This window comes from Chryseobacterium sp. POL2, assembly GCF_011058315.1.
GTDB lineage: Bacteria > Bacteroidota > Bacteroidia > Flavobacteriales > Weeksellaceae > Soonwooa.
This window is the reverse complement of record NZ_CP049298.1, coordinates 2,543,107-2,556,340: the sequence shown is the minus strand read 5'-3', so window position 1 is coordinate 2,556,340 and position 13,234 is coordinate 2,543,107. Positions and strand designations below refer to the sequence as shown.

Annotated in this window: 10 protein-coding genes; all 10 read right to left on the bottom strand. The window is 35.8% G+C overall.

What is annotated here, in order from left to right:
• Window positions 1-10: 10 nt before the first annotated feature.
• On the bottom strand, window positions 11-2,548 hold the full coding sequence (gene bamA, locus G6R40_RS11835) for an outer membrane protein assembly factor BamA (protein WP_165135744.1): 2,538 nt from the start codon (window positions 2,546-2,548) through the stop codon (window positions 11-13).
• Window positions 2,549-2,587: 39 nt separating this feature from the next.
• Window positions 2,588-3,331 carry an isoprenyl transferase gene (locus G6R40_RS11830; RefSeq protein ID WP_165135741.1) on the bottom strand — a complete coding sequence of 248 codons (744 nt, stop codon included), beginning with the start codon at window positions 3,329-3,331 and terminating at the stop codon, window positions 2,588-2,590.
• A gap of 4 nt (window positions 3,332-3,335) precedes the next feature.
• Complete coding sequence (locus G6R40_RS11825; RefSeq protein ID WP_165135738.1) at window positions 3,336-4,097, bottom strand: DUF6089 family protein; 762 nt, start codon at window positions 4,095-4,097, stop codon at window positions 3,336-3,338.
• Window positions 4,098-4,286: 189 nt separating this feature from the next.
• Window positions 4,287-6,779 carry a polysaccharide biosynthesis tyrosine autokinase gene (locus G6R40_RS11820; RefSeq protein WP_165135735.1) on the bottom strand — a complete coding sequence of 831 codons (2,493 nt, stop codon included), beginning with the start codon at window positions 6,777-6,779 and terminating at the stop codon, window positions 4,287-4,289.
• A gap of 3 nt (window positions 6,780-6,782) precedes the next feature.
• The gene (locus G6R40_RS11815) at window positions 6,783-7,649 is read right to left on the bottom strand and encodes a polysaccharide biosynthesis/export family protein (protein WP_185670487.1); all 867 of its coding nucleotides are present in this window, start codon (window positions 7,647-7,649) and stop codon (window positions 6,783-6,785) included.
• 18 nt (window positions 7,650-7,667) lie between these two features.
• The gene (locus G6R40_RS11810; protein ID WP_317164515.1) at window positions 7,668-8,867 is read right to left on the bottom strand and encodes an MraY family glycosyltransferase; all 1,200 of its coding nucleotides are present in this window, start codon (window positions 8,865-8,867) and stop codon (window positions 7,668-7,670) included.
• Between the two features lie 101 nt (window positions 8,868-8,968).
• Window positions 8,969-9,976, bottom strand: coding sequence for a glycosyltransferase family 2 protein (locus tag G6R40_RS11805; RefSeq protein WP_165135732.1), 1,008 nt, complete (start codon window positions 9,974-9,976; stop codon window positions 8,969-8,971).
• A gap of 5 nt (window positions 9,977-9,981) precedes the next feature.
• Window positions 9,982-11,052, bottom strand: coding sequence for a formimidoylglutamase (locus G6R40_RS11800; protein WP_165135729.1), 1,071 nt, complete (start codon window positions 11,050-11,052; stop codon window positions 9,982-9,984).
• A 49-nt stretch (window positions 11,053-11,101) separates the two neighbouring features.
• Window positions 11,102-11,560, bottom strand: coding sequence for a heme-binding domain-containing protein (locus G6R40_RS11795; RefSeq protein ID WP_228455855.1), 459 nt, complete (start codon window positions 11,558-11,560; stop codon window positions 11,102-11,104).
• Window positions 11,557-13,212, bottom strand: a complete 1,656-nt coding sequence (locus G6R40_RS11790; RefSeq protein WP_165135726.1) for an Ig-like domain-containing domain — start codon at window positions 13,210-13,212, stop codon at window positions 11,557-11,559. The genes G6R40_RS11795 and G6R40_RS11790 overlap by 4 nt, the downstream gene beginning before the upstream one ends.
• Window positions 13,213-13,234: the final 22 nt, after the last annotated feature.

Below are 13,234 nucleotides of genomic sequence, written 5' to 3'. Positions count from 1 at the left end.
TGTATAAAAATTATAATGGTTGGTTCATCAAGAAGTGTGTCTGCCATCCTGAAGGCTCTGTTTGCCCAAGACCTTTGTCGAATCCGTAAGCAAAGTCAAATCCAATAAGTCCGAATGCTGACATCGATACTCTAACGCCGATACCTACTGAACGTTTTAACTGGAATGGATTATAACTTCCCCAAGAGTTCCAAGCGTTACCCCCTTCAACAAAAGTTAAAGCAAAGATTTTGGCCGTTGGATTCATGGATATGGGATATCTCAATTCGGCAGCGAATCTGTTATAAATTGTCGCTCCACCATAAGGTGTAATATCATAAGGTGTAGAACTTGTAAAACCTGAAGATGATGAGTTTTCGTAACCTCTCAAAGGAACAATTTCTCTACCGTCGAATCTACCATTAAAAAGTCCAACTCCTCCGACATAGAATCTTTCAAATGGCGGTGCACCCAATTCTTTATTATAACCACTAAGATAACCCATTTCTGCGGTTGTTCTTAAAACAAGTTTTCCTACGATTTCATTATAAAAGTCTGCCTTGAATTTAACTTTAAAGAACTCCATCCACTTGTACTTATCCAAAGCTGCCATTGTTGAATAATCTTTCTTTTCAAACAATGAATACGGTGGCGTGAATTTCACTGATAAATCCAAATTCGATCCATAAGTTGGGAATATAGGATCCAGACCTGCTGAGTTTCGGCTTAATCCCAAGTTCATTGTTAAAGATTTTGTACTACCATTCATTTCTTGTGCATCGCCGAACTGGAATGGATAGTTTCTGAAATCATAACTCTGGAACTGTAATCCTGTATAGAACGAGAAATAATCATCTGGCCATTTCAACCTTCTGGTTAAACCAACATTTGCTGAGAAGATATTTAATTTTTGATCTTCACCATTATTATAATCGTAATTAACACGCGAATAATTAAACCCTACACTAAGTGCTGTTGGGCGCGTCCCAAACAACCATGGCTCCACAAAAGAGATGGAATAGTTGGTAAAATACTGTCCAGCTTGTGCCTGCAATGATAAAGTCTGCCCGTCACCTTGAGGAATCGGTTTAAAATCTTTAAACTTCAAGAAGTTTCTAAGTGAGAAATTATTGAAGGTCAATCCTAAAGTTCCGATAAAAGAGTTACCACCATAACCCGCTTGTAATTGTACTTGCGAAGAACCTTTCTCCACCAACGTCCAATGCATATTAACCGTATTATCTTGAGGATTTGGTTTTACATCTGTCCCGATCTGCTGGGGATCGAAGAACTGCATACCTGCCAATTCAAAATAAGTTCTTTTGATATCAGACTTTGCAAACAATGCGCCTGGAAGCGTTCTCAAAGACCTGAGGATAACATGGTCATGTGTTGTGGTATTTCCCGACCAAGTTACACGATTCCAAGTTGCTTTTTCGCCCTCGTTAATACGGATTTCCAAATCGATAGAATCGCCTTTTACCGCTTTTTCAATAGGTGTTACGCTTGAGAAAAGGAAACCATTGTTCATGTAGATCGATTTTAGATCAGAATCGTCTTCCTTTCCGCCGTCTTCACCTACTTTTTTATTAAAACCAACAGCGTCGTAAATATCTCCTGTTTTATAACCTAATACTTTTTGCAAAAACTCGGTTGTAAACGTTGTATTTCCGATGAAGCTGATATCTCCGATATAGTATTTCTTTCCTTCGTTAAGATTAACATTGATATGATAACCTTTGTTGTCACGCGTTACACTATCCGAAATAATTGTAGCGTCTCTAAAGCCTAGCGAGTTGTAATAACTGATGAGATTTTTTTTATCTTCTTCGTATTTGTCCTCGATAAAGCGTGACGGTTTTAATAAGCCTAAAAGAAATCTTTTCTGCTTTGTGTCTTTGAAACCACTTTTTCTAAGTCTTCTAGAAGACACATTTTCATTTCCTTTGAAGCTAATTTCATCGATTTTCACACGTTTTCCTTTAGCCACTTCTATTGTCCAGTCGACCATATTAGGATCGTTGGCATTGGGTTTGTCGGCAATGGTGATTTTGGCATCGGCAAAACCTTTTTTGATGTACTCTTGCGGAATTTTGTTTTGCAAACTGGATACTAAATTGTTATTAATTTTAGTTCCTGGTTTAAGGTTATTGTCTTTTATAAACTTTTCGTTTTTAGACTTACCAATTCCTTTTCCTGTAAATTTCACTTCGCCAAGTTCTTTAAGATCTTGGAGTGAAAACTTAAGAACCGCTTGGTCACCTTCTACATTTTCTACAAGAATCTCCACTTTCGAAAAAGCTTGTGATTCCCATAATTTTTTGATTGCAGAGCTGATGCGTTGCCCTGGTATTTCGATTTTTTCGCCTTTTACCAAGCCTGCCATTCTAAGAATTTGTGCAGAATTATATTTCTTAACACCATCGACAACGATGTCTTTAAGATAATACTCGTTCGCATCTTCATTCTGCACCTCTGCAGTTTGATTACCTGTTTGTGGTGTTATTTGTGCATTCACCACGCTGGTTGTGGCTGCAAAAAATATGATAGGTAAAATTAATTTTTTCATTTTCTCTTATGAGTTCTTCAATCGCTTAATCTCAAAATGTTACTGGACTTGCTCACTTGTCATGCCGTAACGTCGTTCTTTATTTTGATAATCCAATATGCATTGGAAAAAAATGTCTTTACTAAAATCTGGCCACAAAACATCTAAAAATTGTAGCTCAGCATACGCAATCTGCCAAAGCATAAAATTGCTGATTCTGATTTCTCCACTGGTGCGAATCATAAGATCCACCGGTGGAAAATCTTTGGTATAGAGATGCTTTTCAAAAACCTTGTCATCTATCTCATCCTGTTGTATTTTGCCTTCTTTAACGTCTTGGGCAATCTCTTTCACGGCTTTTAAAATTTCATTCTGAGAGCCATAATTGAGTGCCAAAATAAGATTTCCTCTTGTATTATTTTTGGTTAAATCGACCAAATTAAGGAGTTGCTCTCTCACCAAATCTGGCAGTTTTGAAATATCTCCAATGAAATGCAGGCGTAGTCCTTTGGTATAAATCTCCTCCGCTTCGTTAAGCAATGACTCCGACAACAGCGACATCAATGTATCTACTTCATCTGTAGGACGTTTCCAATTTTCTGTTGAAAAGGTATAGAGTGTAAGATAAGGTATCTCGATTTCGTTACAAGCATTGATGGCGTTGCGGACAGCTTCTATCGCATTACGATGTCCGAAGGTTCTTTGCTCGCCACGGGTTTTTGCCCATCGTCCATTGCCATCCATAATGATCGCAACATGTTGAGGCAATTTCGTCTTATCTATTTGTTGTTTTAAATCTGACATGTAATTATTTGCAATAACAAGGTGGTCTTCCAAATGAATATGATAAAATAATGGTTGCAGAATTTATCCAATCATTAGAATTGGGATTTCCAATTTGTCTAAAATCATTAGGAATTCCTTCAACATTAGATTCGATTTGGCTATAATCAATCATATCTGAGAATGATTGTCGAAAAGTTGCTTCTGCGGAAAGCGCCCAATTATAATTAAATTTATATTTCACTCCAACACCGAAGGGCAAATCCATACTCATCTTTTTTGTAGAATCGTAAGTAGGTTCTACCTGGCCATTTACTACTTCTACATTTTTCAGCTTAACGGCGTTATACATCATCCCTCCAATCCCTGCAAAAACATAAGGGCTTACTTTACTTTTATGTTCTTCATTAATATCGAAGAAATAATACTCAAATGTTAAATCTGCATGAAATACAGAATTTGAACCGTATAATCCTCTTTGTCTTCTATAATTTTCTTTGGCATGCAAATCACTAAACTGGATATGGCTATAGCCCAAACCCAATCTCAAAGATTGCTGAGGATTGACATTGAGGCGATAAATTGCGCCAAAATATACCGGAACGCCTAGACTAAGGGTCTTACCCAGAATTGGCTTTTGCAATATGAAATTGGTATTTCCAATATCTCCCACCAAATTGCTAAGCCCAGCTTGGACTCCCACTTCATGACGTTGTGCACTTATTTTAGTAACACTAAAAAAGCTGACAAGTAGTATAAAAAAAGTATAAACAGTTTTAATTCTCATATTATTTCGGGACAAATTCTCCCTAAAATTGCTGCAAATATAACACATTTTTAGGTTAACAAACTTCTTAAAGTTTCGTTAAAAAAACCTGAAGTACATTAAAATAAGTTAATTAAATAACGAAAAAATGTAAGATTATTATTGACAGAGTGAAAATTTTCTTTTCAAACGCTAACAACAATGGAACAATTATCCTCTTTTAAAGATTCTTCTCATTTGGTTCCTAATTTTAATAATTTTCGGTTCTTTATAATCAACATCTTCCTCGAAATAACCGTAGCCATAACCGTAGCCGTAACCATAGCCGTAACCGTAGCCATAACCTTGTTTGGCTTCGTAGTCGTTATAAATAAGTCCTATATGGGCAACTTCTTTCTTTGCAACTTTTTCTTTGATAAGATTCAGCATATACTTTTCTGTATACTCGTGTCTTACCACGTATATGGTTGCATCGGCATGCTTCATCAACTCAAACGCATCAGCAACGAGTCCCACAGGTGGAGAGTCTATGACAATATATTCATACTGTTTTTTAAGTTCCTCCAATAATTTTTGATTTTTCTCACTTAATAAAAGCTCCGAAGGATTAGGCGGAATAGGTCCAGAAGTGATAACATCCAAACTTGCAATCTGGGTCTTATTAACAATTTGGTCTAAAGATGATTCTCCCGTTAAATAATTGGAAATACCACTTTTATTATTGATTTTGAAATCTCCAAATATTTTTGGTTTTCTAAGGTCCATTCCCAGCAATATTGTTTTTTTGCCACTTATGGCTAAGACAGTTGCCAAATTCATCGAGTTATAAGTTTTCCCTTCTCCACTAATGGAGGATGTTACCAGGATAACTTTGCTGGATTTGGCCTCATCGAATAAAAACTTAAGATTGGCGCGTACGCCTCGGAATGCTTCTGCAATAGAAGATTTTGGACGGTCCAAAACGCTAAGATTGCTATCATCTGTATTTTTTCCAATAACACCTAACAACGGCATTTTGGTTACACCTACAACTTCTTTGATATTTCTTACGCGATTGTCTAAAACTTCTGACAATGCAATGAGCAATAACGGAATAATCAATAATCCACCGATAATCGCGCTTTTCACGATTTCGACATTGGGAGCGATAGGCCCTTGTCCTAGATTTTTCGCTTTATCAATTATTGTTAAGTTACTTTTATTTGATACAATTCTCATTTGGGCTTTTGCTTGCTCTGTCAAAAGTGAATTGTATGTTGATTCTATAATGTTGTAACCTCTTTCGGCATCCAGATATAAACGTTGCTTTTCTGGCAAAGTTGCTAGACTTCCTTCAAGACTATTTAATTCTACATCTAGATCATTCATTTGTTGATCGAATGTGGCATAATATTGACGTAAACCACCGACTGAATTCAGTTTTGCTTCGTTAATCAATCTGTTGATTTCACGCATTGGCTCAGAATTGGGCGTGTAGATTTTCGCCATTTCTCTACGCTTTGCATAAAGTGCTTTGAGCTCAGAAACCGTAGCAGAAAATACGCCGTCTTCTATCCCTGCACTGCTGATGTTAATAATTTTCTCAATATTGTTCGAGTTAACAACATTTCGGACTTGATCAAGATTTTTAACTTTGGATAAAAGCTCTGCTTTTTTCGTTTCTATTTCTTTAAGTTTGTCAAAGGTTTTAGAATCTAAGCCTTTAAAATCATATAGTCTGTTACTAACTTTAATATGGTTAAGATAGGCTGCGCTAGAGTCTAATTTTTTTCTTACTTTATCGATATTTTTAGCTAGGTATTCTAATGTGTTTTTGTCAACGGTATTCGTATCTTCTAGTCTTTTTTTGATAAGCTCATCGACAGCAATATTTAGAAACCTAACGGTCCCATTAAGATTATATCCTTTTTTGCTGATAATCATAATAGATGGCAATTCTTGATCAAAACGTACAGAAAGTGTTGATACAATACCATTAACTGCGGTATTAATAGCCAATAATGTTATATTAATATTATCGAATTTAATCGAAGAAGGATTCGGATTTTTTTCTAGCTTAAATCTTAAATTCGGAGAGGTATACCATTCATCAATACCTATAATTTTATTTTGAGGCTGTGGATAATCGGGTATCGTTTCATAACTTTCTGTTTGATAATTATAAAGCGTTGTTGACTTGCCATCTTCTGGAAGCACAACTTCATATTTATCATTTCCTTTTGGGATAAGTGTAATCTGATAATTAACTTGTTGAGCATGACTTTTGTCCAATTTTAAAATCACTGGAGAATCATCTTGGTCCAAGTAAGTCTGCTTTATTAACCCTTTTGTGGTGTAATTGGTATAAAGATCCAGCTTGTTAACCAAATATTCGTTAAGACTTCTGGAAAGTAAAATCTTTTTAATATAGACCCCATCTTGATTGCCCCCTTGTCCCCAAATAAAATTAATAGATTGATTGGGTGTAAAATAACTTGCTGTATTATTAGAAATACTCAGCGACAAACTCGACTCATAGACTCTTTGCGCATAATATTTACTATACAAGAAAGCAATAGCATAACCTATAAGTCCTAGAATTACAAACCAATACCAATTTTTAAGTAACCTATGTACAAAATGCATAGGATCAAACAAACTAAAAGACTTGGTTTTAACCTCATCTTCAAGATATGTTGTTTTTTTATTATTATCTGGAATCATATTTTACAGCTTTGTAAAAATCAAATAAATAGACAAGACCGTTGTTAACAACGAAACCCCTGTCGTTAAACTTTGTAGTGGCTCTTTCCCAAATCCAGAAATACTTTTCTTGTTGGTACTTAGCAAAATCATATCACCATTCTGAATCCAAAAGTAGGGTGAGTTCATGATATCTTCTCTTGTAAGATCGAGTTTCACGCGTTTTATACCTTCTGGATATTTACGCTGAAGCACGACATTTTTTCTATCAACAGTCCTGTTGAGCCCACCGTTGGCGGACAAAGCTTCAAGGATATTAAGTTGTTGAACGTGCGCTTTTTTTACGCCCGTCATATTCACACTTTCCATGTCGCCCAAGATGTAATAATTGATTCCATCAATATTAAGACGTACTTCCGACTTACCATCCAGAAAGTTTTCGTTAACCTTGGTTTGTATTTCTTGTGAAATATCTTCCAAAGTTCTGCCCTCAGCTTTTATAAAACCAATTCCAAAAACGTAAATATCACCTTTAGAATCTACTTTTATACCATTAAAATAAAATCTGGTATTTCCTAAACCTTGTCCGCCACTACCCACACCACCTGTTGATATTGTAGGGTTTTGCCCGCCGCCGCCGCCAGATTCCCCAGAAGGCGTCACATTATAATTAGAATAAAATTGTGCAGCATCTCCTTTGGGCGTCGTTATAATATTAAGACCCAAAATATCATTTTTTGTAACTCTGTATTCTTGAATATTGTAAGGAACCAAGCCTTCCTCGTTAAGCGTAAGACTCTCACTTGGTTGCAGATAAGTAATATCTTTTCGAGAAATACACGATGAAAACACTAGTAAAAGGATGGCGACTATATAAAACTTTCGTATCATTATCTTATAATCTGTAAACTATTTAATTAATATTTTTTTTAAAATTATAGGCAAAATTGAAAGAAACATGCCCAGCAAAAATACCACAAAAAAAAGTAGGTTAAGGTCAAGATGTCTTAAAAAATAGACTAAGATAATTACCAAAACATAAATAAAACATATTACTAAAGTGGCTTGCTTATGTGTTAAACCCAAATCCAAAACCCTATGGTGCAAGTGATTTCGGTCGGGCTTAAAGAGGGACTGCTTTTTAAACAATCTAATTAATATCACGGAAAACGTATCTATTACTGGTAAAATCAAAATAGACAAAGCAATAACTGGTGCAGATAACAGATGATAACGAGGTATCATAATATCGTCTTTATCTATAAAAACGTCAATAAATTGTATCGCGGTGAAAGCCAATAAAAACCCCAAGATCATAGATCCTGTATCTCCCATAAATATCCTATGGCTCCTTTCTTTTGAAAGATTGAATTTTAAAAAGCCTAAAACGGCACCAATAATAATGATGCAAAAAACAACCAAAGGATAATTATATTCGCCTAACCTGTAAAAGCTTATAGCAAAAACAGCACTCGACAAGACGCTATAACTACCAGCTAGACCATCGATACCGTCAATTAGATTAAAGGCATTTATCAGAATTATAAACGTCAGAATACTAAAAAATACGCTAAAATAATAATTGAGTTCTTCTATACCAAAAAGTCCAAAAAAACTTCTTATTCTAACATCAGAACCTACCACCATTAACACCGAAACCGCTATCTGCACCAACAATTTTTTATAAGCGCGCATCACAACAATATCATCTGTAACGCCAACATAAAACAAAATCACCAAAGAAGCGAACAAAAACTTATACTGTTCAAAAAGTTCATACGCAAAAATAGGTGCGCAGACACCCAAGGAAAAGAAAATAGCAATACCTCCCAAATTAGGGATTTTGCGCTCATGAGAACTTCTAATGGTCGGCTCATCCATTAGATTTTTTCTTCGGGAAATTTTAATTATTGCAGGAATAGTAATATAGGTTAGCAAAAAAGAAATTGTAAAACCTAATATTCCCTTAATATAAAAGATTGTTTTAGAATCCAAGTCTTGTAACAAACCTAACTTGTCCATAGGCTGAGATAATAATTTTTCGTCATATTTTTGTGTTTTTGTCTCGGTAAAAACCATAAACATCGCAAAAATACTAATAAAAACCATATATATCCGTATCGTTATCAAAAAAAATTAACAATACATTAATATATTTACAATAGTTTTAAACAAAAAAAAATCACTTGAAAACTTAAAAATTCAAAAACTTATTTTGCCAATTTTGAAAGTAAAAAATGATGAAAACGAATCGGAACAAAAAACTGTATCAGATAATACACTCGCTTTGCTAGCCCAAGACTCGAAAAATAATTTGCGCCAAAACGTTGATACCCCATCACATCTTTACGAGAAATATCCCGCATTTGCATAAAATCAGAAAGCGCATAACGCATTTGTAAATAAGTCGCTTTATCTTTTACAAAAGCCAAATAGGCTAAAAAAGTAAAAACGCCTTCCAAAATTTGGAACGCTTTCAATTCGGTTTTAAAATTTGAAAAAGACGAATTATTAAAATACACTTCAACATCTTCCACAGCATTCAAAATATCAAGACCTTTCAACGTATGTGTTTTGGAGATCGAATCTGTCCGCTCCAGATATTGGTAATGAAACGCCTGCGTCTGAGCAAGGATTTTACAATCCAATAACAATTGCGGAATCAACTGGATATCTTCAAAATGAATCCCTTTCTTAAATCGTTTTAAAGCAAACAATTCGGCTTTGAAAAGCTTATTACACGCAAAATAACTCAGATCCGAAAACACAGAAAAATGTTTCTCAAGCTCGACCTTCTCCTCCATATTTGGGATTTGCGTCAGCTTTTGGGTAACATTCCCACACTCATCCACTTTCTGCAGATTGCAAATCACCATATCAGCATCATGTTTTTGAGACAATTGATACATCTCATCAAACATTTCGTGGGCAACATAATCATCGCTATCCACAAAACCAATATATTCGCCTGCACAACGGTCTAAACCAAAATTTCTGGCATCGCTAAGCCCACCATTTTCTTTAGAAAAAGCTTTTATCTTCTCAGGAAAATTTTGCGCAAAAACATCAATTATTTGTTGAGATTGATCTTGGCTACCATCATTAACGACAATAATTTCAATAGAGTCTAACGTCTGATTCACCAAAGAATTCAAACATTTTTCTAAATAACTTTCGACATTATAAACAGGAACGATTATAGAAACTTTTGGACGCATAGGTTTTATTGTCTGGTGAAACGCTCGCCCAAATAACCTCTTTTGGCATCTTCGAAATCCGATCGAGAACACGGAACTAAATTATTAGCATCTTCGTCCTCACCAAAATACCAAAGATTTCTAAACGTATCGCGCTGGAAAGCATAACTTTCTTCGCCAACCATCACCCAATAAGTCTCGAATTTTCGCTCTTTTGGATGCGTGCGTTGTATGTTAATACCTTCAATAAGATACCAAAGCATCTGCGCCAAAAGTTGATGATTCATACGATCATCAGAATAAATATTATAATTAAAAATCCCTACAGATTTTAAGTTTTCACTAAGACCAATTTCCTTCATATAAGCACAAACTTCTCGTCTGTTGAGCCCATTAACCTGCGGATTGATAGAGAAAGCATCATAGCCACTTTCTATCGCATCACAATTAATCGTTACCAAATCTGTCTTTCGGAAATAAGGCTCTGTTCGGTCTGTGGAATTCATCATTTCGGCCAAACGGATCACATCAAATTGCACTTCCTTAATCAATTTTACAGAATCTACTTCATTCAAATGTTTTTGATAAGCTAGATGATGGTAATTCTGGATTTCAAAGTTTTTGGAACCTAATATTTTACTTAAAAAATTACGCTCATCAATACCATCGCCTTGTTCCAAAGACACGACATTGTTAATCTGGGTATAGTTTATTTTTTTATAATGAAAGTCCAAAGCCGCGTATAACGAAAATGCCAAATCTGTAGAACCGCCTACCACAACAGGAATTGCACGTTTGTAATGACAAGCCGACAACAACTCTTGAAGGATATAATGCGTGTCTTCCAAACTTTTCCCTGAAACCAAATCGCCCAAATCAACCATCGGAATTTCGAAATCCAATTTTGACAATCGGTAAAACTCGCGACGGATATTCATAAAATCCTGAACTTCTGCATCGCCACGCGCGCCACGATAATCCGAAACAAACAACAACACAATGCTGTCTTCCAAAATCTCGTTGGAAAAGTGTGCGCCCAATTGCCAGTCTTCGGTTTTTATAGATTTGGGAGCGATGATAAAATCTTCAAAATTCATAGTTTAGGTATTGATAGTTGACAAGTTTTACAATGAAAAGTTTAAAAGCTTAAGGCTTTTCTGCATTCAAAATTTCTCGGAAATAATCTACTAAAAGCTCACGTTGGGCTTTACTAAGATTAGCTTCCGGGTGCTTTTGGATATAAACAGGCATTGGCATTGTATAGTTTTGGGTTGTTGAAATACTTCTTTCCAGCATACCTTGTTTTTGAAATAAGTTGTAAGTGCCCCATTTCGAAAAATTGAGCCGATCTCGACCTTCTCTGACATGGTCTTTCACCAACCACGAAATAGGCGCTACAAAAGCATAATCGGGATAATTAACCTCGTTGGAGTGGCAATCGTAACAAGCAGCACGAAGCAATGTAACAACTTGCGGATTGGTCTTGTGGAGGTCTACAAAATTCTCCTCTTTCTTTACAGGTTCGTTATTGCGGTCTATTGGCACCAACTGTATTAGCCCAAAAACGGCAATGGCAATTATTAAAATTTTTATCGTTTTTCTCAATTGTTTTGTATTTCAGAATTCAAATCCCATTTTTCATTAATCTCCCACATTGGACGAATATTAACCGTCGTCATCGGATTGGTATCTTTTCCTTTTCGGAACAAGAAAGCGTCTTCGGCATAGCGCCCTTCATCAAAAGAACCCAGTTCCCAATAGCCATCATCATTATTATCTAGCAAAATCCTTAGCTTATAGTTTCCTGGTTTTAAGTTTTTAAAGGTGATTTGCTGATCTCTGGTATATTGTTGGTATTGGATTTCATTTTTATCACCCAACATTTGTATCCAAAAATAATGTTGTGGCACATTGCTAAGCGCCAACTTCAGAGAGCCGTAATTCTCGGGTTTTCCGATTTCAAAATCCATGCGATACGATTTGTCAATGCTTTTATAATAGGACTTCACCGTTTCTTTTGGGATAGAAAGCTGATAGGTTTTCCCTGCTTTAAAATCCGAATTAATCTCTAAATCATAAATATTGGTTTTCGAAACTTTCGCGGTAAAACTCTGAGAAATACTATCCGATGTCAAAACCCAATTGTCCGTTACCATCTCGGAAATAGGGAAATTAGCGCGTACTTTATACGGATTATTTGGGGCAACAACTTTGTCGCCAATGCTGCCAAGTGTCATCTCTACTTTGGGATCGTATTTGTAATAAGCAGAGATTGAATCTGATTTAACAGTAGTTTTGGCAGCCAACTTTATATTGTCGCTTTTCTCAATTCCTATATTTTGTGAAACGGCGTCAAACCAAACAAAAACCGAATCCGACTTGGGACGATGCGTCACTATAAAATCTTTAAGATTCTCCGATGTTGATGTCACCTCCACCTTATCTGGTTTGCCTTCGTATAGCAAGACAAGACCGCCTTGTGTTGGCTTGTATTCTTTGTATTTAACCTTCGGGACACTTGGGAAAAGTTTTAGCTTCATCCCAGAAATATTCGTTTTGTCCTCTATCGTAATATCATCTTTTGAGAAGGCAAACTTCTCTTTTCCGTTATCAAAAATAGAATTTTGATTTTGATCTTCGAAGGCTAAAATCTTATACTTCCCAGGCGACAGATAGTTAAGCTCAAAATAACCATCTGGATCGACATTGGTAATATAATAAGGCTTTTGACGATAGTCCATAGAGTCTTTCACCTGATAAAGTCCAACAACATAATTAACGTCTTTGCCATCCGCCTTTTTCTCGCCCAAGGCATCTGTCAACTCGCCGCTGATGTAATAATCCTCAATCTCTGACCCTGTAGAAAATGCGAAATTAAAATACGGCAATGTGTTGGCTTCATTAAGATCGGTAATTGCATTTCCAAAGTTGAAGTTATAGGTTGTATTCGCTTTCAGGGTATCTTCCCACTGGATCAATAGGAATTTGGTCCCGAGGTTTGCTGGCAATATCTTTTTTATTTTAGTAATGGGTGGCGAGATAATTAGGTTTTTGTTAATCTCTTTCAGCTTGATATATTCATCAAAATCGATGCGCAATTCTTTGGTTGTTGTGGGCACATTGACACGCGTTGTATCAATATTACTTGACAACATTTTTGGCGGAATGCTATCTTTGGCACCACCAATTGGCGAACCAACGCGCGCGCAAGAATACACCAACAAACTTATGATTACTAGAAAAAGAAACTTCTTCATTTTTGGATTCATAGTGCAAAAA